General features: G+C 71.0%; 16 protein-coding genes and 1 pseudogene. 8 read left to right on the top strand and 9 right to left on the bottom strand.

Annotated features, from left to right (window positions below; all coding sequences use genetic code 11):
• Positions 1 to 9: 9 nt before the first annotated feature.
• The 3 genes from cydB (at position 10) to ACFXOA_RS01185 (ending at position 6,544) form a co-directional block, all read left to right on the top strand.
• A complete protein-coding gene (cydB, locus tag ACFXOA_RS01175) occupies positions 10 to 1,011 on the top strand; it encodes a cytochrome d ubiquinol oxidase subunit II (RefSeq protein ID WP_385020566.1) in 1,002 nt (333 codons plus the stop codon).
• A gap of 164 nt (positions 1,012 to 1,175) precedes the next feature.
• On the top strand, positions 1,176 to 4,748 hold the full coding sequence (cydD, locus tag ACFXOA_RS01180; protein WP_385020569.1) for a thiol reductant ABC exporter subunit CydD: 3,573 nt from the start codon (positions 1,176 to 1,178) through the stop codon (positions 4,746 to 4,748).
• A 92-nt stretch (positions 4,749 to 4,840) separates the two neighbouring features.
• The gene (locus ACFXOA_RS01185; protein ID WP_385020572.1) at positions 4,841 to 6,544 is read left to right on the top strand and encodes a GAF domain-containing sensor histidine kinase; all 1,704 of its coding nucleotides are present in this window, start codon (positions 4,841 to 4,843) and stop codon (positions 6,542 to 6,544) included.
• Positions 6,545 to 6,650: 106 nt separating this feature from the next.
• On the opposite strand, the gene ACFXOA_RS01190 is transcribed toward ACFXOA_RS01185, so the two are convergent.
• From ACFXOA_RS01190 to ACFXOA_RS01220, 7 genes and pseudogenes are all read right to left on the bottom strand, one after another.
• A complete protein-coding gene (locus ACFXOA_RS01190; RefSeq protein WP_385020575.1) occupies positions 6,651 to 7,493 on the bottom strand; it encodes a Cof-type HAD-IIB family hydrolase in 843 nt (280 codons plus the stop codon).
• Positions 7,494 to 7,800: 307 nt separating this feature from the next.
• Complete coding sequence (locus ACFXOA_RS01195) at positions 7,801 to 8,697, bottom strand: LLM class flavin-dependent oxidoreductase (protein ID WP_385020577.1); 897 nt, start codon at positions 8,695 to 8,697, stop codon at positions 7,801 to 7,803.
• A gap of 50 nt (positions 8,698 to 8,747) precedes the next feature.
• Positions 8,748 to 9,992, bottom strand: coding sequence for an SWIM zinc finger family protein (locus ACFXOA_RS01200; protein ID WP_385020580.1), 1,245 nt, complete (start codon positions 9,990 to 9,992; stop codon positions 8,748 to 8,750).
• Positions 9,989 to 12,868, bottom strand: coding sequence for a DEAD/DEAH box helicase (locus ACFXOA_RS01205; RefSeq protein WP_385020583.1), 2,880 nt, complete (start codon positions 12,866 to 12,868; stop codon positions 9,989 to 9,991). The genes ACFXOA_RS01200 and ACFXOA_RS01205 overlap by 4 nt, the downstream gene beginning before the upstream one ends.
• Before the next feature lie 149 nt (positions 12,869 to 13,017).
• Positions 13,018 to 13,257, bottom strand: a pseudogene (locus ACFXOA_RS01210) (LLM class flavin-dependent oxidoreductase); the annotation flags it as partial.
• Between the two features lie 296 nt (positions 13,258 to 13,553).
• Positions 13,554 to 14,096, bottom strand: a complete 543-nt coding sequence (locus tag ACFXOA_RS01215; protein WP_385020586.1) for an RNA 2'-phosphotransferase — start codon at positions 14,094 to 14,096, stop codon at positions 13,554 to 13,556.
• A 349-nt stretch (positions 14,097 to 14,445) separates the two neighbouring features.
• Positions 14,446 to 16,227, bottom strand: a complete 1,782-nt coding sequence (locus tag ACFXOA_RS01220) for an SDR family oxidoreductase (protein ID WP_385020589.1) — start codon at positions 16,225 to 16,227, stop codon at positions 14,446 to 14,448.
• Positions 16,228 to 16,628: 401 nt separating this feature from the next.
• Between ACFXOA_RS01220 and ACFXOA_RS01225 the strand changes: the two genes are divergently transcribed.
• The 5 genes from ACFXOA_RS01225 (at position 16,629) to ACFXOA_RS01245 (ending at position 21,178) form a co-directional block, all read left to right on the top strand.
• Complete coding sequence (locus ACFXOA_RS01225) at positions 16,629 to 17,639, top strand: ABC transporter ATP-binding protein (RefSeq protein WP_385020716.1); 1,011 nt, start codon at positions 16,629 to 16,631, stop codon at positions 17,637 to 17,639.
• Positions 17,629 to 18,546, top strand: a complete 918-nt coding sequence (locus tag ACFXOA_RS01230; RefSeq protein ID WP_385020592.1) for an ABC transporter permease — start codon at positions 17,629 to 17,631, stop codon at positions 18,544 to 18,546. Before ACFXOA_RS01225 ends, ACFXOA_RS01230 begins: the two co-directional genes overlap by 11 nt.
• Positions 18,543 to 19,454 carry an ABC transporter ATP-binding protein gene (locus ACFXOA_RS01235; RefSeq protein ID WP_385020595.1) on the top strand — a complete coding sequence of 304 codons (912 nt, stop codon included), beginning with the start codon at positions 18,543 to 18,545 and terminating at the stop codon, positions 19,452 to 19,454. Before ACFXOA_RS01230 ends, ACFXOA_RS01235 begins: the two co-directional genes overlap by 4 nt.
• A 30-nt stretch (positions 19,455 to 19,484) precedes the next feature.
• Positions 19,485 to 20,204: an ABC transporter permease gene (locus tag ACFXOA_RS01240; protein ID WP_385020598.1), complete on the top strand. Its 720-nt coding sequence runs from the start codon at positions 19,485 to 19,487 to the stop codon at positions 20,202 to 20,204.
• A 278-nt stretch (positions 20,205 to 20,482) separates the two neighbouring features.
• Positions 20,483 to 21,178 carry a hypothetical protein gene (locus tag ACFXOA_RS01245; protein ID WP_385020601.1) on the top strand — a complete coding sequence of 232 codons (696 nt, stop codon included), beginning with the start codon at positions 20,483 to 20,485 and terminating at the stop codon, positions 21,176 to 21,178.
• A 68-nt stretch (positions 21,179 to 21,246) separates the two neighbouring features.
• Here ACFXOA_RS01245 and ACFXOA_RS01250 read toward each other — a convergent pair whose 3' ends face one another.
• Together ACFXOA_RS01250 and serS are read right to left on the bottom strand one after the other, a co-directional pair.
• Positions 21,247 to 22,062 (bottom strand): Cof-type HAD-IIB family hydrolase, encoded by an 816-nt coding sequence (locus ACFXOA_RS01250; protein ID WP_385020604.1) that lies wholly within the window; start codon positions 22,060 to 22,062, stop codon positions 21,247 to 21,249.
• On the bottom strand, positions 22,059 to 23,336 hold the full coding sequence (gene serS / locus ACFXOA_RS01255; RefSeq protein ID WP_362545484.1) for a serine--tRNA ligase: 1,278 nt from the start codon (positions 23,334 to 23,336) through the stop codon (positions 22,059 to 22,061). Before serS ends, ACFXOA_RS01250 begins: the two co-directional genes overlap by 4 nt.
• Positions 23,337 to 23,367: the final 31 nt, after the last annotated feature.

The raw sequence follows: 23,367 nt of genomic DNA on the forward strand, positions 1-23,367 counted from the left end.
AGCTGAGAGATGGAACTCCACGACGTCTGGTTCGTGCTCATCGCCGTTCTCTGGATCGGCTACTTCTTCCTGGAGGGATTCGACTTCGGTATCGGGGTCCTCACCAGGCTGCTGGCGCGGGACCGCAAGGAACGCCGGGTCCTGATCAACACGATCGGCCCGGTCTGGGACGGCAACGAGGTGTGGCTCCTCACCGCGGGAGGCGCGACCTTCGCCGCCTTCCCCGAGTGGTACGCGACCCTGTTCTCGGGGTTCTACCTGCCGCTGCTGATCATCCTGCTCTGTCTGATCGTGCGCGGGGTGGCCTTCGAGTACAGGTCGAAGCGGGCCGAGGAGAAGTGGCAGACCAACTGGGAACACGCGATCTTCTGGACCTCGCTGATCCCCGCCTTCCTCTGGGGTGTGGCCTTCGCCAACATCGTCCGCGGAGTGAAGATCGACGCCGACATGGAGTACGTCGGCAACGTCTGGGACCTGCTCAACCCGTACGCGATCCTCGGCGGGCTGGTCACCCTGACCCTGTTCACCTTCCACGGTGCGGTGTTCGCCGGACTGAAGACCGTGGGGGACATCAGGGAGCGGGCCCGCGGGACGGCGCTCAAGCTCGGCCTGGGCAGCGCGGTGCTCGCTCTGGTCTTCCTGGTCTGGACCCAGGTGGAGAACGGCGACGGGCCGAGCCTGGTGGCGATGTGCGTCGCGGTGGCCTCGCTGGTCGCCGCCATCACCACGGTCGCCGCGGGACGTGAGGGCTGGTCCTTCGCTTTCTCGGGCGTGACCATCGCTGCCGCGGTGGCCATGCTCTTCCTGACGCTCTTCCCGGACGTCATGCCGTCCTCGCTGAACGATGCCTGGAGCCTGACGGTCACCAACGCCTCGTCCACCCCGTACACCCTCACGATCATGACCTGGTGCGCCGGGATCGCCACCCCGGTGGTGCTGCTCTACCAGGGCTGGACGTACTGGGTGTTCCGCAAGCGCATCGGGACGCACCACATCGCCGATGCGCACTGAAGACCGACGAGCGGCGGCCGTGCCGGCCTGCGCGGCGCGGCCCCGCCCTCCGGTCACATGGACGCCCGTACGCCACCGCCGCTCCGCGGTGAAGGCCTGGAGCGGCGGATTCCGCGGCGTACGGGCCGAGTACCCGATATGAGCTCACTGGGGAGCTGTTTCACGTGAAACCGATCGACCCGCGTCTTCTCCGGTACGCCCGGGCCACCCGGCTCTTCCTCGCTGCCGTCGTCGGTCTGGGCCTGGTGGGAGCGGCGCTGGTCATCGCCCAGGCCATGCTCATCTCCGAGGTGGTGGTGGGAGGGTTCGAGGACGGCCTGACGGCTGCCGGCCTCCGAACGCCCTTGCTGCTCCTCGCGGCCGTAGCCGTCGGCCGGGCCTTCGTGGCCTGGCTGACCGAACTCGCCGCCCACCGGGCGAGCTCCGCGGTCAAGTCCGAACTGCGCGGCCGCCTCATGGACCGGGCCTCCGGCCTGGGGCCCGGCTGGCTGGACGGACAGCGGACCGGATCACTGATCGCGCTGGCCACCCGAGGGGTGGACGCCCTCGACGACTACTTCTCGCGGTATCTCCCCCAGCTCGGCCTCGCGGTCGTCGTACCGGTGGCGGTGCTGGCCCGGATCGTCACCGAGGACTGGGTCTCCGCGGCGATCATCGTGGTGACGCTGCCGCTGATCCCGCTCTTCATGATCCTCATCGGCTGGGCCACCCAGTCCCGGATGGACCGTCAGTGGCAGTTGCTCTCCCGTCTCTCCGGGCACTTCCTCGACGTGGTCGCCGGCCTGCCCACGCTGAAGGTCTTCGGCCGCGCGAAGGCCCAGGCCGAATCGATCCGGTCCATCACCTCGCAGTACCGCCAGGCCACTCTGAAGACCCTCCGGATCGCGTTCCTGTCCTCGTTCGCCCTTGAGCTCCTGGCGACTCTCTCCGTTGCCCTGGTCGCGGTGACCATCGGGATGCGTCTCGTCCACGGCGAGCTCGACCTCTACACCGGGCTGGTCGTCCTCATCCTGGCTCCGGAGGCCTATCTGCCGATCCGCCAGGTCGGAGCCCAGTACCACGCGGCGGCGGAGGGGCTCTCGGCCGCCGAGGAGATCTTCCAGGTGCTGGAGACGGAGCCTGCCGAGGCGGGCTCCCAGGACGTCCCGCGATCGCTGCGACTGGAGCTGGAAGGGGTGACCGTCCGGCACCGGGGGCGGCGCGAGCCCTCCCTGAACGCGGTGTCACTCACCGTCGAACCGGGGGAGACCGTCGCACTCGTGGGGCCGAGCGGAGTCGGCAAGTCCACCCTCCTCGACGTGGTGCTCGGATTCACGCCGGTCTGCGAGGGACGGGTGCGGGTGGGCGGAACCGACCTGTCCGCCCTCTCCCCCGAACTCTGGCGCGAGCAGATCGCCTGGGTGCCGCAGAAGCCGCATCTCTTCGCCGGCACGATCGCGGAGAACGTACGGCTGGCGCGCCCGGACGCGGACGACGCCGCGGTCATGGCCGCCCTGCGGGAGGCCGGGGCCCACGATTTCGTGACGGCGCTGCCCGACGGGGCCGGGACGCCGCTGGGTGAGGACGGTGCCGGACTCTCCGCGGGACAGCGACAGCGGCTCGCCCTGGCCCGGGCCTTCCTCGCCGACCGCCCGGTTCTGCTGCTCGACGAGCCCACCGCGAGCCTGGACGGCGAGACCGAGGCGGGCATCGTCGACGCGGTGCGGAGGCTGGCGGCCGGACGGACCGTCCTCCTGGTCGTGCACCGGCCCGCACTGCTCCCGGTCGCGGACCGGGTGGTGGAGCTGCGTCCCGGGCCCGGGCCCGTGGCCTCCGGCGCCGACGCGCCGGACGGTACGGCGGAGCGCGGCCTGCCCGCCGCCGATGTCTCCGGGGGCGCCGGTCACCCGACGGCGGGTGGACCCGGGGCGCTGCTCCGCGACACCTCCCCCAGGCCCGGTGGCCGTGTGCAGGCCAGGGTCCGGGAGGCCGCCGGTGCCCAGCGAGGGAAGCTGGGGCTGGCACTGCTCCTCGGCAGCCTCGCCGTGGGGTCCTCCGTCGGGCTCATGGCGGTGTCCGGTTGGCTGATCTCACGCGCCTCCGAGCAGCCCCCGGTGCTGTATCTGATGATCGCCGTGACCGCGACCCGCGCCTTCGGCATCGGGCGCGCCGTCTTCCGCTATGCCGAGCGTCTGGTCTCCCACGACGCGGTCCTCAGGATGCTCGCCGAGCTCAGGGTCGCCGTGTACCGGGGGCTGGAACGCGTCGCGCCCGCCGGTCTCCGGGTGGCACGGCGGGGAGACCTGCTGTCGCGGCTGGTCTCGGACGTGGACGCGTTGCAGGACTACTGGCTGCGCTGGCTGCTGCCCGTGGGTACCGCACTCCTCGTCGGGAGCGCTTCCGTCGCCTTCACCGGCTGGTTGCTGCCGGAGGCCGGCGCGGTCCTGGCGGCGGGTCTGCTCGTCGCCGGGGCGGGCGTGCCGTGGCTCAGCGGTGCGTTCGCCCGCCGCGCGGAGCGCCGGCTGGCTCCCGCCCGGTCCGCCCTGGCGGTCAGGGTCGCTGACCTCCTCGGCGGTGCGGCCGAGCTCGCCGTGGCGGGGGCCCTGCCCGGCCGTCGGGATCGGGTACGGGCGGCGGACACCGTCCTCACCCGTATCGCCTCACGCGCGGCGGGGGCCACCGCTCTCGGGGGCGGCCTCTCCGCCCTGGTCTGCGGACTCACGGTGGTGTGTGCCGCGGCCGTCGCCCTGCCCGCCGTGGTCAACGGGCGGCTGGAGGGTGTGGAACTCGCCGTCGTCGTCCTCACACCACTGGCGGCCTTCGAAGCGGTCACCGGGCTGCCGCTCGCGGTGCAGTACCGGCAGCGCGTCAGCCGGAGCGCGGAACGTGTCTTCGAGGTTCTCGACGCTCCCGTACCCGTCACCGAACCGGCCGTCCCGGCCGAGGCGCCGGTCTCGCCGTTCCCGCTGGAGGTGCGCGGACTGTCGGCCAGGTACGAGGGTGCGGAGCGCGACGCCCTGCACCGCGTCGATCTGACGCTGCGTCCCGGTCAGCGGGTCGCGGTCGTAGGCATGTCGGGTTCGGGGAAGACCACACTCGCCCAGGTCCTGCTCCGCTTCCTGGACGCCGGGGAGGGGACCTACCGTCTCGGTGGTGTCGACGCAGCCGCCCTGGACGGTGACACGGTCCGGTCGTTCGTCGGGCTCTGCGCCCAGGACGCACATGTCTTCGACAGCTCCGTCAGGGAGAATCTGCGGCTCGCCCGCACCGGAGCGACGGACGGCGAACTGCGCGAAGCCCTCGCCTCCGCGAGGCTCCTGGACTGGGTGCTGTCCCTGCCCGACGGCCTCGACACGATGGTGGGTGAGCACGGTGCCCGGCTGTCGGGCGGCCAGCGGCAGCGGCTCGCACTGGCCCGGGCGCTGCTCGCCGACTTCCCCGTGCTCGTACTCGACGAGCCCGCGGAGCACCTCGACCTGGCGACGGCTGACGCGCTGACCGCGGATCTGCTGGCCGCCACCGAGGGCCGTACGACCGTCCTGATCACCCACCGGCTGGCCGGTCTCGACGCGGTGGACGAGGTACTGGTGCTCGACGGCGGACGGATCGTGCAGCGGGGTCCCCACGCGGTGCTCGCGGCAGGGGAAGGACCGCTGCGACGGATGATCGAACGTGAGGAGGGGACGGCAGGGATCCTGCCGGTTGCGGCGGTGCCGGCCGGAGCCGGGCCCGCGGCGGTGCTGCCCGCAGGTACCTGAAGACCGGGGACGGACTTTTCCGACGGTACCTGAAGACCGGGGACGGACTTTTCCGACTTTCCGGACCATGGGGTGTTGACTAGGCTCGGCCCATGCCCGAGCAGGATCGGAAGGACCCGTCCGGAGCCGCGCATCCCGCCACCGGCAGCGCGCGAGAGCTTTCCGCGGAACTGATCGCCCGGGTTCCTGAGCTCCTGGAGGCGACCCGTTCCGCCGGCACCGGCCTGGAGCTCCGCTCCACGCTGGAGCGCATCTGCGAGACGGCGGCGGAACTCGCCCATGCCCGGTACTCCGCCATCGGCGTGGTGGAGGCCCCGGGTGAGAGCCTCAGCGACTTCATCACGTACGGGGTGCCCGAGGAGGTGTCCCGGGCGATCGGTCACCCACCCGACGGGCACACCGGCCTCCTGGGCGCGCTGATCGAGGAGGGAAAGCCGATCCGGCTCGAGGATCTGGCCGCCGACCCGCGTTTCGCCGGGTTCCCTGCCGCCCACCCGCTGATGCGCACCTTCCTGGGGGTCCCCATCCGGGTCCAGGGAAGGATCTTCGGCAACCTCTACGTGATGGGGAAGTACGACGGCGACGCGTTCGGCGACGACGAACTGCACATGCTGCGGGTCCTGGCCACCGAGGCCGGCATCGCGATCGGCCACGCCCGGACGTACGAGGCCGCCCGGCAGCGCGGGCGGTGGATCGACGGTTCGGTGGCCGTCACGACGGCCCTGCTCTCCGGCGGGGACGCCGACGAAGCTCTCACCGTCGTGGCCGAGCAGGCACGCCTGCTCGCGGACGCGGTGGCCGGGATCGTGCTGCTGCCCGCGGAGTCCGGGGGCATGGAGATCGTGGCCGTCGCGGGTGACGGAGCCTCCGAGTCCCTGGGGGTGATCGTGCCTCCGCAGAGCCCGGTCGTGGCGGCGCTGCTGAGGGGTGAGGAGGTGTTCCTCGAGGACTCCGCGACAGACCCCCGCCTGATCACCGGGCTGGCCGAGAGGTTCGGACCGCACATGCTGCTCCCCCTGCGCAGCGACGGACGCGTGCTCGGGGCCCTCTCCGTCCCACGGGCAAGGGGCGGCAGGCCGTTCACCCACGCGGAGCGAACGCTGGCCACCCGCTTCGCCGCGCAGGCCGCCCTGGCCCTGAAACTGGCCGAGACACAGCGCGACCGGGAGAGGCTCGTCGTCTACGAGGACCGGGACCGCATCGCCAGGGACCTCCACGATCTCGTCATCCAGCGCCTGTTCACCACGGGGATCATGCTCGAGGGTGCCCAGCGCCGTACGTCCGTCCCCGCGGTACGGGAGGGGATCGGCCGGGCCGTGGACGAGCTGGACGTGACGATCCAGGAGATCCGTACCGCCATCTTCGCCCTGCAGCAGGAACAGGACGAGGAACCGTCAGGGCTGCGCACCCGGGTGCTGAGGGAGATCAACCTGGCTGCCGTACCCCTGGGATTCACGCCGGCCCACCGGTTCCTGGGCGCGGTCGACGCGGTGGTGGGGGAGCTGGCGGGGAAGAACCTGATCGCGGCCCTGCGCGAGACGCTGTCCAACACCTTCCGTCATGCGGAGGCCTCCCGTGTCGAGGTGAGCGTGGACGCGACCGCCGTGCTGCCGGACGGCCGGGACGCCGTACGGCTGACCGTCGTGGACGACGGCGTGGGCATCCCGGAGGGCGGGCGGCGCAGCGGGCTGCGTAACCTCGCCCGGCGCGCCGAGTCCCTGGGGGGTGCGAGCTGGTTCGGCCCGGGGACACCGGAGGGCGGCGGCACGAAGGTGACCTGGCAGGTGCCCCTGTGACGTGGCGCCGGCCCCGGGCAGGCCGGCCGGAGCGGCGCGGGCGGTACCGGTGCGAGCGGTGGCCGCACAGGCCGGACGCCCGGGTGCGAGGGCCGCGGTGGCGGCTTCAGCGGGTGGCGAGGATCCGCTCGATGACGACCGCCACACCGTCCTCGTCGTTGGTCAGCGTCACTCCGGAGGCGGCGGCCACGGCGGCGGGGTGGGCGTTGCCCATGGCGAAGGAGGCGCCGGCCCAGGTCAGCATCTCCACGTCGTTGGGCATGTCCCCGAAGGCCACCACCTCGGCCGGGCCGATTCCCCGTTCCGCGCAGCACTCGGCCAGGGTCCGGGCCTTCGAGACTCCGAGGCCGCTGATCTCCAGCAGGGCGGTCGGGCTCGACCGGGTGAACGAAGCGCGGTCCCCCGCGATCTCACGGGCGAGCGAGAGGAAGGAGTCCGGGGCCATCTCGGGGTGATGGGCGAGGACCTTCAGCACGGGCGCACCGGTACCCGGAACCTCTTCGTGGAGCAGTTTCTCCGCCACGGCGACCGTGGCGCCCGGGTCCATGTGGAACGGCGGATAGGCGGGCTCGTAGTGGATACCGGTGGTCAGCTCGACGGCGAACGACACACCGGGGGCGGCGTCGCGGAGGACGGCGACGACGTCGAGGGCGGTCTCACGGGCCAGGGGGTGGACCGTGACCAGGCTGGCATCGTGCAGGTCGGCGACGGCTGCGCCGTTCGCGCAGATCGCCATCCCGTGGCCCTGGACGACGGGACTCACGACGTTCATCCAGCGAAGGGGCCTTCCCGTGACGAAGAAGACCTCGATCCCCGCCTCCTCGGCGGCCGACAGGGCGGCGACCGTGCGGTCGGACAAGGTCTTGTCGTCGCGCAGAAGGGTGCCGTCCAGGTCGGTGGCGATCAGCCGGGTCACGGCAGGCAGGGGCGAATCGGTCGCTGAGGTCACCCGCCCATTCTCCCGTACGAGGTCGCACGGGCGTGCAGAGGGGCGCACATCTGAGAGTGTGAGCGGCTGAGCTGCGGTAACTGACAGAGGCATATGCCAAAGGCTTCGGGGGTCCGGGCGCCGGTTCCGGTGCGGCCTTCCGTGGGTGCGGCACCCGGTCCGGAGCAGGGCGCGGGAGCCGCGGCGCCCGGTGCCGGCGGCCGGGTAGGGAGCCGGGCGCCTGCGGGGCATCCGGGCGCCGATGCCGCCGGAGGGCGGCGGGGCAGGGGCAGGGGCAGGTGAGCAGGTGGTCGGGTGAGCAGGGTGGTCAGGTGAGCTGCGACAGGGCTTCGGTGGCGATCCGCTCGAACACCTTGGTGTCCACGTCGAAGACGGAGTCCGGCTCCGGCCGGTGGACGACGATCTCGGTGAAGCCGAGGTCGAAGTGGGTTCCGGCGAAGTCCACGAACGCGTCGAGCGAACGCAGCGGGTCACCCGGGGTGAAGCCGGTGAGGAGGATCTTGTCCAGCGCGGCCACGTCCCGGCCCACCTCCTCGCAGGCCGCGCCGAACCGCGAGAGCTGACCGCTGATGGCCGCGACGGACTGCTCCGGGGTGCCGTCCTCGAACAGCTTCGGGTCACCCGTGGTCACCCACGCCTGGCCGTGCCGGGCGGCGAGCCTCATGCCGCGCGGTCCGGTGGCGGCGACCGCGAAGGGAATCCGGGGTCGCTGCAGGCAGCCGGGGATGTTGCGGGCCTCGTTCGCGTCGTAGAACCTGCCCTCGTGTGTCACGGACGGCTCGCGGAGCAACCGGTCGAGGAGCGGGACGAACTCGTCGAAGTGGTCGGCCCGCTCACGCGGGGTCCACGGTTCCTCGTCGCCACGCCGCAGTGTGGTGGCGTCGAAGCCGTTCCCGCCCGCGCCGATTCCCAGTGTGATCCGCCCGCCGGAGACGTCGTCGAGCGTGATGAGGTCCTTGGCGAGTGTCACGGGATGCCGGAAGTTCGGCGAGGTTACGAGAGTACCCAGTCGCATACTCTGCGTAGCTGTCGCCGCTGCGGTCAACGTGGGTACCGCCCCGAACCACGGGCCGTCCCGGAAGGTGCGCCAGGAGAGGTGGTCGTAGGTGTAGGCGGTGTGAAACCCGAGGTCTTCGGCGTGCTGCCAGACCTTCTGTCCCTCGCCCCACCTGTGGATGGGAAGGATTACGGTGCTCAGTCGCATGCCTGCGACCCTATGTTCTGGTGACTGCGAGCAATGCTGAGGGACTTCTACTACATCCCGGTGCGTTGCCAGATCGCGGTGAGCGCGGAAACGGGGTCGGTGTCGGCCGGTGCCGCCGGCCACCATTGGCCGTCGTCGTCCTCGAGGTAGGGGTACCAGCGGGCGTCGGGCCCCAGGCGCAGCTGGATGCCGTGGTCGGGGAGGGTGAGGCGGTTGCGCCAAGCCCTGAGGCGGACGGGGGTGTCCGTCATCTGGGCGAAGGCCGTGGTCAGGCCGGTACGGGCTGCCGTCATCGCCGACGGTCGCGGGCTGTGGGGCTGTTCGGCAACGGTGATGCCGGTGGGGCCGCCGTGGCGCCATGCGCGGGTGAGGCGGGCGAAGGAAGTGGGGTTGGCGCCGGTGTTCTGGATCAGGTGGTGGAACCACTCGGGCCCGGGGCCGCTCGCCGCTATGCGCACGGCGTCCTGGCGCTGGGTCAGGTGCAGGGTGCTGGCGTCGCCCGACAGCAGCCGTGCCGCGCGTGCTGAGACATCGGTCATCAGGCGCTCCAGGTCGGCGCCGTTGAGGCCGCTGCCGGCCGGTGGGGGGACCGGCAGCGCGGCGTCGAGGGCGGACGGTTCGGGCAGGCCGGGCCACCCCGGGGCGTGCTCGGTCCGGGCGGTCCACGCGGCGTAGGCTCCGGCCGCGTGGACACCGGCCGGAGCGGGCGGGGCGTCCGTGGTGCGGCCCGCTGTCCGGCGTGCGCGCAGTTCTGCCAGGACGTCGTCCCGTCCGCGGCCCCGCAGTGCGAACAGTACGAACGGGTCGTCGTCGATGGTGGCGGTGATGGCGTAGCAGAGTGCGGCGGCGTGTTTACAGGGATGGCCCCAGTCGGGGCAGGAGCATTCGGGGTCGAACTCGGTGGGTTGCGGGAGGAGGGGGACGCCGGCGTGGCGGGCGTCGTCGATGAGCTCTGCGGGCATCTCACCGTCGAGGAGTGCCGCGAGATGCCCTGCTCGGGCCGCGATGGCGTCGAGAAGGGTGTGCCACTGGGCGTCGGTGAGCACGGGCAGGTGGACGGCGGAGCGGTACGGGCGCGGATGGCTGCCCTGGACGGCGGCCTTGACCTGGCCGGGGGCGATGGTGACCGTGCCGACCATGTCCTTGCGGGCGTAGGTGCGTCCGCGGGACAGCCGCCCCGAGTCCAGGGTGGAGTTCTCCAGGGCCGTCACCCATGCCCGGCCCCACCACGTCGCCGCGAAGGCACGTCTGCCGCGGCCAGGTGCACGGCGGGGGCCGGGGACGGACGCGCTCATGACTGCCTCCCCAGGGTGACGAGCTCGGCGAGGTCGGCGTCGGACAGTTCGGTCAGAGTGGCTTCGCCGGAGCCGACGACGGCGTCGGCGAGTGCCCGCTTGGATTCCAGCAGTTTCGCCACCCTGTCCTCTACGGTGCCTTCGGCGATGAGCTTGTGGACCTGTACGGGCTTGTCCTGGCCGATGCGGTAGGCGCGGTCGGTGGCCTGGTCCTCGACGGCAGGGTTCCACCAGCGGTCGTAGTGCACGACGTGGGTGGCGCGGGTGAGGTTGAGGCCGGTGCCGGCCGCCTTCAACGACAAGAGGAAGACCGGCACTTCGCCTCGCTGGAAGCGTTCCACCATCTCCTCGCGTGCGGCGACGGGCGTGCCGCCGTGCAGGAAGAGGGTGGGGATGCCTCGTTCCGCGAGATGTCTCTCCAGCAGCGCCGCCATCTGCTTGTACTGGGTGAAGACCAGTACTGACTCGCCCTCGGCGGTGATGGTGTCGACGAGTTCGTAGAGGAGGGCGAGTTTGCCCGAGCGGCCGTGCAGGGGGGTGGACTGGCGCAGGTACTGGGCGGGGTGGTTGCAGATCTGCTTCAGCGCGGTGAGGAGCTTGAGAATCAGTCCGCGACGGGCGATGCCGTCGGCTTCGGCGATCTTCGCCATGGTCTCGCGGACCACCGCCTCGTAGAGGCTCGCCTGCTCGGCGGTGAGCGGGACGACGCGGTCGGTCTCGGTCTTGGCGGGCAGTTCGGGTGCGATGCCCGGGTCGGACTTCCGGCGGCGCAGCAGGAACGGGCGGACGAGGCGGGACAGCCGCTCGGCGGCCTGCGGGTCCTCGCCCGACTCGATCGCGCGGGCGTGGCGGTCACGGAAGGCGGCGAGCGGGCCGAGGAGCCCGGGGGTGGTCCAGTCGAGGAGCGCCCACAGCTCGGAGAGGTTGTTCTCCACGGGTGTGCCGGTGAGGGCGACGCGGGCGCGGGCGGGCAGGGCTCGCAGTTCGCGGGCGGTGACGGCATAGGGGTTCTTGACGTGCTGGGCCTCGTCGGCGGCGATCAGCGACCAGGCGCTCTCGGCGAGGGCGTCCCGGTCGCGGCGCAGCACACCATAGGTGACCAGGACGATCTCGTCCCCGGCCAGGTCCTTCAGGTGGCGGTCGCCGCCGTGGTAGCGGCGCACGGGGGTGGCGGGCGCGAACCGGGCGGCCTCGCGCTGCCAGTTGCCGAGCAGGGAGGTGGGGCAGACGACGAGGGTGGGGCCCGCGGTGGCGGGGTCGGTCTGGCGGTGCAGGTGCAGGGCGAGCAGGGTGATCGTCTTGCCCAGGCCCATGTCGTCGGCGAGGCAGCCGCCGAGGCCGAGCTCGCACATCTCCGCCAGCCAGGCAAGAGCACGCTTCTGGTAGTCGCGCAGCGTGGCCTTCAGGGCGGCGGGCTGGGTGGCGGGAGTACGGGATTCGGGTTCACGGATACGGGCGACGAGGTCGCTGAGCGCCCCGACCGCAGCACAGGTGATCTTCTCCCCGTCCCGCTCCACCTCGCCGGTCAGCGCGGCACTCAGGGCCTCCATGGGAGTGAGCGGTTCCATCCGGCGGCGTCGGGCGCGTGCCACCAGCTTCGGGTCGGCGACCACCCACTGGTCGCGCAACCTGACGAGCGGACGGCGTGCCTCGGCGAGGGCGTCCATCTCGGCCTCGGTGAGCGGCTCACCGCCGAGCGAGAGCTGCCAACGGAAGTCGAGGAGGGCGTCGGCGTCGAGCAGACCACCGGCACTGGAGCCGGGCGCGGTGCGCTGCCCGATCTCGGCAGTCGCGCTGAGCGCCTTGACCAGCTCGCGTGGCCAGTGCACGTCGATACCGGCGGCGCGCAGCGTGTCGGTGGCGTCGCCCAGCAGGTCGAACGCCTCGTCGTCGGTAAGCCGCAGCTGGTCCGGAGCGGCGTCCTTCAGCAGCCGGTCGAGCGGAGGCCAGACGCGGGCGCCTCGGCGCAGTGCGAGCAGCGTCTCGGTCTCGGCGCGAGGGCCCAGGAGGCGCTCGGTCTCGGACGGCTCGTTCCACAACCGTGCGGCTTCTACGACGAGCGCCGGATCCGCCGCGGTGTGCAACTGCAGAACGGCCCGGAACTGCCGGCGCCTCCCTTCGGGCAGGTCGACACGCAGCGAGACGCCGACGTCGGCGGTGAACGCGGCGGCGGTCTCCTCGGCCCACTCGCGCAGGACGGGCACGGCACGCGCCTCGCGCCAGGCGTACGGCAGCGCCCCCATCGCGAGCGGCGCGGCCGGAGTACGCACCAGGTCGTCCGCGACCGCGTCGCAGAACTGGCGTACCAGCGCGCCCGGTTCCGCGATGCGCAGTGGAGCCGGGCCGGGTTCGGGCAGGCAGTGGGCGTGGGGTGGGAAGGCGGCGCCGAGGTCGTCCAGCGTCTGCCGCTGTACGGCGGTGAGGGGACCCGCCTGCCACGTGTCGTAGCCGGCGTCGGTGAGGGCCGGATGGAGACGGCCGTCGGCGAGCAACCGCAGCGCGAAGCGGGAGGCGGCTTGCCAGGCCGCGGCGGACGGGTGCGCCGGCCGGGCGTCGGCCAGGGCGGCGACAGCGACGGCGGCGGACAGCGCATAGCCCTCGACTCGGCGGCGCCGGACCGACCGGCCGTGCGGCAGCACCAGTTCCACCGACTCGGATTCGATGCCCTCGGGCACTGTGCCGTCTGCCCCCGCTGCCCCGGTGGGCTTCCAGAGCAGCAGTCGTCCCAGGCGGGCGGGTTCGCCGGGCAGGAACACCGCCGCCCAGCCGCCGTCGAGCAGGGCGGCCGCGAAAGCGGTTGCCTCCGGTGTGGCGAGTGGTGGCGTGATCCTTGTGCTGGTGCGTGGTTCTCGTACGACGATCCGTGCCACGCCCATTCGCCCCATCGTGTTCCAGGCGGTCCTCGTCGCGTCCCGCTCACCAGGCAGGCTCATAATGGCGGGTCGGCGCAGTCTTGCTCAAACCCGGCATCTGAGAGGGGCAGCTGTGATAGCTGACCCAGAGCAATCCTCGCAGGTCAGTATGCGATAGGTGAAAAGGCCTTGACTGAGGTCACGAGGGTGCCCAGACGCAGGCGCGTGGTGGCCGCGGCGGCCGCGGTCAGCGTGGGAACCGCTCCGAACCACGGGCCGTCGCGGAAGGTGCGCCAGGCCAGGTGGTCGTAGGTGTAAGCGGCGTGGAACCCCAGGTCCTCGGCCTGTCGCCACGCCTCCCGCCCCGTGTCGAGCCAGCGGTGGATCGGCAGAATCACGGTGCTCAGACGCATGGTGACGAGGATACGGCTCGGACCATGAGCCTTCTCGGGCAGGCGGCTGTCGGAAAGTCTCTTCGAGCCCCGCCCGCCGTGCTCCCCGCTCCGGGAAACCATGCTTGGGAAACCATGCCCCCGCCGTGTCCGCGCGAGGACGCGGGTCTGACGCGAGAGCCCGGACGTCGTGCGCGGGGAGGCCATGACCGGGGCGGCGGCCGCGGGGGCGTGCCCAGGGGCGGGCAGGGTGGCGGGACGACGCCGGGGCCGGCGCCACTCGGCCGGCCGGCCGCATGGCCGAGGGGCCGGTTCCGTCACCCGGACAGGCGCAGGAAGGCGGGCGGCACGGCATCGGTGAGCCACACCCCGTTGGCGCTGACGTGGAAGACGTGTCCGGCCCGGTGCATGGCTCCCGCGTCCACCGTGAGGACGACGGGCTTGCCGCGCCTGGCCCCCACGCGGACGGCTGTCTCGCGATCGGGTGAGAGGTGGACGTGGTGGCGGTTCATGGGGCGCAGCCCTTCGGCGCGGATCGCGGCCAGGGAGCCGGCCACGGTGCCGTGGTGGAGGTACGGGGGCGGCTCGGCCGGAGGCAGGCCGAGGTCGACCTCGACGGAATGGCCCTGGTTCGCCCTGATCCGTTCACCCGCCACGGTGAAGCGCCGCTTGTCGTTCACCGCCACCACGTGGTCGAGCTCCTGCCGGGTGATGGTGAACCCGTGCCGCGCGCAGGCGCGCAGCAGATCGTCCACGGCCACCCAGCCCTGAGGATCGAGCTCGAGACCGATCCGGGCAGGTTCATGCCGCAGATGCTTCGAGAGGTACTTGGACACCTTGACGGTGCGTCGCTCGTCCATCCCGTCAGAGTGCCCCGGCCGCGGTCTGCGGCGCACCCCGATTTCATTCGATGTTTTCGCTGTTCCCCGATGTGCGGATGTTTGGTCCACAGCCAACTTGCCTTATCCACAGGCTTTTTGGCGAATCTGTGGACAAGTCAGTTTCTATATGCGTCATTTGAGAAACAGGTCAAAGTTTCAGGGGATATGACCGATATCGGGGGTTGTGTTCCTCAATAGGGCCACAGATCAACGCAGTCGCGGAACTTCCGCCGCAGACAACCGCGTTGCTCCTCCAGGGCATGCCCGTGCAGCAAAGGCGCTCCCTGAAAGGCGACTTCCGCCTCCGACCGCCCAACTCCTCACAGCCCTAGAGCGGCGGCCGGAGCCGCGCGACACCACGGAGCAGCCGTGGGCTGACCCGGTGCAGCAGCCGAGCCCCGCGGGCCTCCGGTGTCACCGGCACCACGGCCCGGTTGTGCACCACGGCTTCCAGGACGGCTCGGGCGACCTTCCGCGCCGGGTAGTTGCGCCTCGCGTACAGCCCAGCGGTCCGCTTCCGCAGGCGGGCCTCCTCCTCGGCGTCCACCCCGGCGAAGTGGGCGCTTCCGGTGATGGCAGTGTCGACGAATCCCGGGCACACGGCGGAGACGCCGATCGAGCGATCGCCGAGTTCGGCTCGCAGACACTCGCTGAGCATCAGCACGGCCGCCTTCGAGGTGCTGTAGGCGGACAGCACCCGTGAGGGCTGATAGGCGGCGGCGGAAGCGATGTTGACGATATGGCCGCCCTCTCCACGATCCGCCATCTGCCGGCCGAAGAAGCGGCAGCCGTGGATCACACCCCAGAGATTGGTGTCGAGCACCCTGCGCCAGTCCTCGCCGGTGGTGTCCAGGAAGGATCCGGCCAGCCCGATCCCCGCGTTGTTCACCAGGACGTCCAGGACGCCGTGTTCGGCGGCGACCCGGGTCGCCAGCTTCTCCATCGCCGACTCGTCCGAGACGTCGGCCACCTCGCCCCACGCCCCGGCCGCCCCGGCGTCGACGACGCCCTCCACCGTCTCCGCGAGTGCTTCCGCGTCGCGGTCGACGACCACCACGCGGGCTCCGGCCTCCCCGAACGCCATTGCCGTGGCCCGGCCGATGCCCGAAGCCGCACCCGTCACCAGGACCAGCTGCCCGCCGAAGCGCCTGGCGTGACCGTGGGTGGCCGTCGCCACGGACCGCCGGGGAGCGACGGGGCCGTCCGCGGGCGCGTCTTCCACGGCGGTCACGAACTCGGTGATCCAACGGGTGAGTTGCTCGGGCCGCTTGCGTGGCACCCAGTGCTTCGCCGGGAGGGAGCGGCGCACCAGGCGGGGTACCCAGGTGTCCAGTTCGTCGTGGAGCGAGGGCGAGAGGAAGGCGTCCCCGGTCGGCGTGATCAGCTGCACCGGGACGTGCGCGTACGCGTCCTCGCGCGGGTGGCGCAGACGGGACTTGATGTTGTCGCGGTAGAGCCAGGTGCCGTGTGCCGCGTCCCTGGGGAGTGAGGGTGTCGGGTACCCCTCCGTGGACACCTTCTCCATACGACGCAGAATGCCTGGCCACCGCCTGCCCAGAGGCCCCCGCCAGGCCAACTCGGGCAGGACCGGCGTGTGCAGCGCGTACACGTACCAGGACTTGGCGCCCTGGCCGAGCAACTGGCCCAGACGGCGCGGGTCAGGACGGGAGACGCGCTGCTTGATCCAGTGGCCGAAGTGATCGAGCGACGGACCGGACATCGAGGTGAACGAGGCGATCCTGCCCCTCGTCCGCTCCACCGTCGCGAACTCCCATGCCTGGACCGAACCCCAGTCGTGGCCCACGACGTGGACCGGCCGGTCCGGGCTCACCGCGTGTGCGACGGCCAGGAAGTCGTCGGTCAGTTTCTCCAGCGTGAAGCCGCCGCGCAGCGGACGGGGAGCGGTCGATCCGCCGTGGCCGCGGACGTCGTAGAGCACGACGTGCCAGTCGTCGCGGAGCCGCCCGGCGACCTCCGACCAGACTTCCTTGCTGTCCGGGTAACCGTGGACGAGCACGATCGTCGGCCGGTCCGGGTCCCCCAACTCGGCCACGCACAGGTCGATTCCGCCCGTGCGCACCCGGCGCTCGCGTGCCCCTCGCAGGTCCATGCCGCCTCCTCGTCCGATGCCGCCGCCGCGGTGGGGGCGGCCGTCGTCGCGGTACTCGTCCGCGACGTGACACCGGTGCAATCTGGCAACGGGTCTTCCACCCCGTCAAGAGGGGGTCCGGACCTGTGGACGGGAGCCTGTGGACAAGGTCCCCGGGTCGGGACGCGGGCCGCCCCCTCACCGCCACCCGGTGCGACGGCCTCCCCGGGTCCTCGCCGGATGCGGGGCCAGCTCACCGTCCGCGCCTCCGCTCACCGTCCGCGCCTCCGGGGGGCGAAGCCCGCTCACCGCCGGCGCGGACGAGGGCCCTTACGGGCTCGTACGCCTGGAGTCGGACGTGGATACAGCCGTCTGGTCTGACGACTGCCGGAGGTCCGGCCACTACCTTCGAACATGTGACTGTGATCGCAACCGAAAGCCTGAGCAAGCGGTTCCCGAGGGTGACCGCTCTTGACCGGCTGTCCCTGGACATCGGCCCCGGTGTGACCGGCCTGGTGGGTTCCAACGGCGCCGGCAAGTCCACACTGATCAAGATCCTTCTGGGTCTGTCCCCCGCCACCGAAGGCCGGGCGGCGGTGCTCGGGCTGGATGTCGCCACGGAGGGATCCGCCATCCGGGAGCGGGTCGGGTACATGCCCGAGCACGACTGCCTGCCGCCCGACGTCTCGGCGACCGAATTCGTCGTCCACATGGCGCGGATGTCCGGACTGCCTCCCACAGCCGCCCGTGAGCGCACCGCGGACACCCTGCGCCACGTCGGGTTGTACGAGGAGCGCTACCGCCCGATCGGCGGGTACTCGACCGGTATGAAGCAGCGGGTGAAGCTGGCCCAGGCCCTGGTCCACGACCCGAAGCTCGTCCTGCTCGACGAGCCGACGAACGGACTCGACCCGGTCGGCCGCGACGAGATGCTCGGACTGATCCGCCGGGTCCACTCCGACTTCGGCATCTCGGTGCTGGTCACATCGCACCTCCTGGGCGAGCTCGAGCGGACCTGTGACCACGTCGTCGTCATCGACGGCGGAGCGCTGCTGCGTTCCAGTTCCACCAGCGACTTCACCCGGAGCACCACGACCCTGGCCGTCGAGGTCACCGACAGCGACACCCACCCGGACGGGACCGACGCCCTGCGGCGCGAACTCGTTGCGGCGGGCGTCACGTTCGTGGGCCACGACGGGCTGGACACCGAAGGGCTGCCGGGGGCGGGGCACATCCTCCTGGTGGAGGCGACGGGCGAGGAGACGTACGACCTGGTCCGCGACGGCGTGGCCCGCCTGGGCCTGGGGCTCGTACGGATGGAACAGCGGCGCCACCACATCTCCGAGGTGTTCCGCACCGACGCGTCCCGGCCGGCCGGTGCCGTGACCGCGGGAGTCGTACAGCAGAAGGGGAGCGGCCGCGATGAGCACTGAGACCACGAGGTCAGGGACCGCGAGCGGAGGAGACGCCTCCCGGATCCACAACATCGGATACCGCTCCTACGACGGTGTCCGACTCGGCCGGGCCTACGCGCGGCGCTCCCTCTACTCGCAGTCCCTGCGCGGTTCGTTCGGGCTGGGCAGGTCCGCGAGGTCGAAGGTGCTGCCGATGCTGCTGTGCGGGGTGATGTGCCTGGTGGCACTGGTCCTCGTCGCGGTCGCCGTGGCCGCGCCCAACATGACGGATCTTCCCATCGCCTACACGGACTTCGCGATCTATCTGCAGGCCGTGATCGGGCTGTTCATCGCCTCCCAGGCACCCCAGTCCGTGTCCCGGGACCTCCGGTTCAAGAGCGTGCCGCTCTACTTCTCCCGGCCGATCGAACGCGTCGACTACGTGGCCGCCAAGTTCGCGGCCATGGCGTCGGCCCTGCTGATCCTCACGGGTCTCCCGCTGATCATCCTGTACGTGGGCGCGCTGCTGGCCAAGTTCGACTTCGCCGACCAGACAAAGGGCTTCGGACAGGGGATGGTCTCGGTGGCGCTGCTCTCCGTGCTGTTCGCCGGACTCGGACTGGTGGTCGCCGCACTCACCCCCCGCAGGGGCTTCGGGGTGGCCGCCGTGATCGCCGTACTGACGATCACCTACGGAGCGGTCTCCACGGTCCAGGCCATCGCCTGGCAGACGGGATCGCCCGGTGCGGTGACCTGGCTGGGGATGTTCTCGCCCATCACCCTGATCGACGGGGTGCAGACCGCCTTCCTCGGCGCGGACTCCGCCTTCCCGGGCGGTGAGGGGCCCGGCGCGGCCGCCGGAGTGGTCTATCTGATCGTCGTCCTCGCGCTCGTGGCCGGCTCGTACGCCGTGCTGATGCGCCGCTACCGGAGGGTCGGACTGTGACCACCATCGAGATCGACCACACCTCCCGCTGGTTCGGGAACGTGGTCGCGGTCAACGACGTCAGCATGACCGTGGGCCCCGGCGTCACCGGGCTGCTCGGGCCCAACGGGGCCGGCAAGTCCACCCTGATCAACATGATGGCCGGGTTCCTGGCCCCGTCGACCGGCACGGTGAAGCTGGACGGCTCGCCGATCTGGCGCAACGAGACGGTCTACCGGGCGATCGGGATCGTGCCTGAACGGGAGGGCATGTACGACTTCCTGACCGGCCGGGAGTTCGTCGTGGCCAACGCCGAACTGCACGGGCTCGGTGACGCGGCCGCCCGGAAGGCACTGGCGACGGTCGAGATGGAGTACGCCCAGGACCGCAAGATCGCGACCTACAGCAAGGGCATGCGCCAGCGGGTGAAGATGGCGTCCGCGCTGGTTCACGACCCTTCGGTGCTGCTGCTCGACGAGCCCTTCAACGGCATGGACCCGCGCCAGCGGATGCAGCTCATGGACCTCCTGCGCCGGATGGGAGCGGAGGGCCGTACGGTGCTCTTCTCCTCACACATCCTCGAGGAGGTCGAGCAGCTCGCCTCGCACATCGAGGTGATCGTGGCGGGCCGGCACGCCGCGTCCGGTGACTTCAGGAAGATCCGCCGGCTGATGACCGACCGGCCCCACCGCTACCTCGTGCGGTCCAGCGACGACCGGGCCCTCGCGGCCGCGCTCATCGCGGACCCCTCGACGGCGGGGATCCAGGTCGACGTGTCGGAACGGGCCCTGCTCATCCAGGCCGTGGACTTCGGGCGGTTCACGACCCTGCTGCCCGCGGTCGCACGCGAGCACGGCATCCGGCTGCTCACGGTCTCCCCGTCCGACGAGTCCCTCGAATCGGTCTTTTCCTACCTCGTAACGGCCTGAGTAGTGGCCGATAAGGAGCTGTGAAGCGTCATGTACGACCCCACAGTCGCTCGGCTCACCTACCGGGCACTGCTCGGGCGGCGCCGGGCCGCCATCCTGTTCGTCCTGCCGGTCCTCCTGGTGGCCATCTCCGTGGCGGTGCGGGCGTTCGCCGGAGCCGATGACGGCGTCGCGTCGGGGGTGCTGGGCGGTTTCGCCATCGCGACGATGGTCCCGCTGATCGGCGTCATCGCGGGCACCGGTGCCATCGGGCCGGAGATCGACGACGGGTCCATCGTCTACCTGCTGGCCAAGCCGGTGAAGCGGCCCACGATCATCTTCACCAAGCTGATCGTCGCCGTCGCCGTGACGATGCTCTTCTCCGCACTGCCGACGCTGGTCGCGGGCCTGATCCTCAACGGCAACGGTGGGCAGATCGCCGTGGCGTACACGATCGCGGCGCTCGTCGCCTCCATCGCGTACAGCGCGCTGTTCCTGCTGCTCGGCACCGTCAGCCGGCACGCCGTCGTCTTCGGGCTGGTCTACGCGCTCGTCTGGGAGGCCCTCTTCGGCAGCCTGGTGCCGGGAGCCAGGACGCTCAGCGTCCAGCAGTGGTCCCTCTCGGTCGCCGAGAAGGTGGCGGGGGACGGCCTGGTGACATCGGACGTCGGACTTCCGCTCGCCACCGTCCTGCTGGCCGGAGTCACCGTGGCGGCCACCTGGTACGCGGGCCAGAAGCTGCGGACGCTGAAGCTCGCCGGCGAGGAGTGACCGGCGGGACACCGTGCGACCCCCGTCCGCCGGACGGGGGTCGTCCATGTCGTGGGACGCCTCGCGTAACCATGTGCTTATCGGTTCGTTGGGCCGGGTGCGTGGAGGCGGCTGGAATCCGTGGCGTCGAGCTTTCGTGAATTCGGGGAATGCCGGTCGTGGTGAGGCGGGTGCCCGCCCGGCCGGTCATCGAGTGAGTGGCAACCGTGAGCGTCCTCCGCCCTCGCAGCCCGGGGACAGGGCGTCCGTCGCCGTACCCGCGCACGAAAGGCATCCCCATGCCCACGGAAGTCGCCCTGCTCGAATCCCATGCTCTGCGTGCCGAGCAGATGGGGCGCGTCGAAGCCCTCGACAAGGTCAAGATTCTTGTCATGCTCCCTGATGGAATTCACCTTCGCACAGAGGAGGTCGCGTGCTACTTCGAAGTATCCACAGCCTCGGTCCGGAGGCTTACGGACCGCCATCAGCAGGAGTTGTCCAGCAATGGAATGAGGCTGCTACGCGGTTCTGAGCTGCAATCCTTCCATAGCGACATGCTGTCGCTATGGGCGGTCGAAGGGCTGGGGAGTTATCCACAGGCTGCCACGCGGCTGAGGCTCTACACCCGCAGGACCGTACTCAACATCGCGATGCTTCTTCGCGACAGCGACATCGCGCGCAGTGTCCGGACCCATCTGCTCGACGCGGAGGAGGACCTCAGGGCCTCGTACGTCTCGCTCGAACGGCGGGTCACCCGCATCGAGGGCTGCCTCGCCGGTGTGGGCAGCGCGCTCCAGGAGCTGGGCCCGGTGCTCGGCCGCATGTCGCAGCGGCTCGACGTCATCGACCGGAAGACGGACGTCACCCATCAGGTCATCGGCGCCCTCGGCGTCAGGCTCACCGACGTCTCCCAGGACGTCGTCCGGCTGGACGCACGGCTGAGCGAACTCGCCCGTCTGCTGCGGGAGGTGGGAGGCGGGCAGCGCGCCGGCTGATCCGCCGGGACCGCAGGCTCCGGGCCCCCGGGGGGCGAACCGCCGCTGGGGGCCCGGAGAACCGGGCGCTACGGGCGCGAGGAGGTGCGCAGGAGCTCTTCCAGCACCAGCGCGATGCCGTCGTGCTCGTTCGAAGCGGTGATCTCGTGCGCCACGGCCTTCAGGTCGTCGTGCGCGTTGGCCATGGCCACCCCGTGCTGCGCCCAGCCGAACATCGGGATGTCGTTGGGCATGTCGCCGAAGGCCAGGGTGTCCGAGGCCTTGAGACCCAGTCGGCGTGCGGCCAGCGAGAGGCCCGTCGCCTTGCTGAGACCCAGTGGCAGGATCTCGACGACACCCGGTCCGGCCATGACGACGTCCACCAGACTGCCGACGGCCTGCCGGGCGGCCTGCGCCAGGGCGTCGTCGTCGAGCTCCGGGTGCTGGATGTAGACCTTGTTGAGCGGAGCGGTCCACATCTCCGCGGGGTCGTTCATGAAGACGGCGGGCAGCGGCCCTTCCTGCACCCGGTACCCCGGGCCGACCAGCACCTCTCCCTCGAGGCCGTCGCGGCTCGCCGCCAGGGCGAGCGGGCCGACCTCCGCCTCGATCTTGGAGAGTGCCAGCCCGGCGAGCTGCCGGTCCAGGGTGAGCGAGGTCAGCAGCTTGTGCTCGCCCGCGTGGTAGACCTGTGCGCCCTGTCCGCACACCGCGAGGCCCTCGTAGCCCAGGTCGTCCAGGATGTGCCTGGTCCAGGGAACCGCCCGGCCGGTGACGACGATGTGCGCCGCACCGGCCGCGGTCACCGTGGCCAGCGCCTCCCGGGTGCGAGGGGAGACGGTGTGGTCGTCGCGCAGCAGGGTGCCGTCGAGATCGGTCGCGACGAGCTTGTACGGGAAGCTCACTTGGAGACCGGCTCCAGAAGCTCGCGACCGCCCAGGTACGGGCGGAGCACCTCGGGCACGCGCACCGAGCCGTCGGGGAGCTGGTGGTTCTCCAGGATCGCCACGATGGTGCGCGGAACGGCGCAGAGGGTGCCGTTCAGTGTGGCCAGCGGCTGGACCTTCTTCCCGTCACGCATGCGGACGGAGAGCCGGCGCGCCTGGAAGCCGTCGCAGTTCGACGCGGACGTCAGCTCGCGGTACTTGCCCTGCGTCGGGATCCACGCCTCGCAGTCGAACTTCCGCGACGCGGAGGCGCCCAGGTCGCCGGTGGCGACGTCGATCACCTGGAACGGCAGCTCCAGGCCGGTGAGCCACTGCTTCTCCCACTCCAGGAGCCTGCGGTGCTCGGCCTCCGCGTCGGCGGGGTCGACGTAGGAGAACATCTCGACCTTGTCGAACTGGTGGACGCGGAAGATGCCCCGGGTGTCCTTGCCGTACGTGCCCGCCTCCCGGCGGAAGCACGGCGAGAAGCCCGCGTACCGCAGCGGCAGCTTGTCGGCCTCGATGATCTCGTCCATGTGGTACGCGGCGAGGGGGACCTCGGAGGTGCCGACGAGGTAGTAGTCGTCCTTCTCCAGGTGGTAGACGTTCTCCGCGGCCTGGCCGAGGAATCCCGTGCCCTCCATGGCGCGCGGACGCACCAGCGCGGGCGTCAGCATGGGGGTGAAGCCGGCCTCGGTGGCCTGGGCGATCGCCGCGTTGACCAGGGCCAGTTCCAGCAGCGCGCCGACACCGGTCAGGTAGTAGAAGCGCGAGCCGGAAACCTTCGCGCCGCGCTCCATGTCGATGGCGCCCAGCGCCTCGCCGAGCTCCAGGTGGTCCTTGGGCTCGAAGCCCTCGGCGCCGAAGTCGCGGATGGTGCCGTGGGTCTCCAGGACGACGAAGTCCTCCTCACCGCCGACCGGCACGTCCTCGTGGACGACGTTGCCGAGGAGCAGGAGGAGACGCTTGGCCTCGGCGTCGGCCTCGTCCTGTGCCGCGTCGGCCGCCTTCACCTCGGCCTTCAGCTGGTCGGCCTTCTTGAGGAGCTCTGCGCGCTCCTCCGGGGTGGCCTTGGGGATCAGCTTTCCGAGCGACTTCTGCTCGGAGCGGAGATCGTCGAAGCGGACGCCGGACGACCTGCGCAGCTCGTCGGCGGAGAGCAGGGCGTCGACGAGGGCGACGTCCTCTCCACGGGCGCGCTGGGAGGCGCGAACACGGTCGGGGTCCTCACGGAGCAGGCGAAGGTCAATCACCCCACAAGGCTACCGGTGCGGGGGTCCGCCG

Source organism: Streptomyces sp. NPDC059166, assembly GCF_042755185.1.
Taxonomy (GTDB): domain Bacteria; phylum Actinomycetota; class Actinomycetes; order Streptomycetales; family Streptomycetaceae; genus Streptomyces.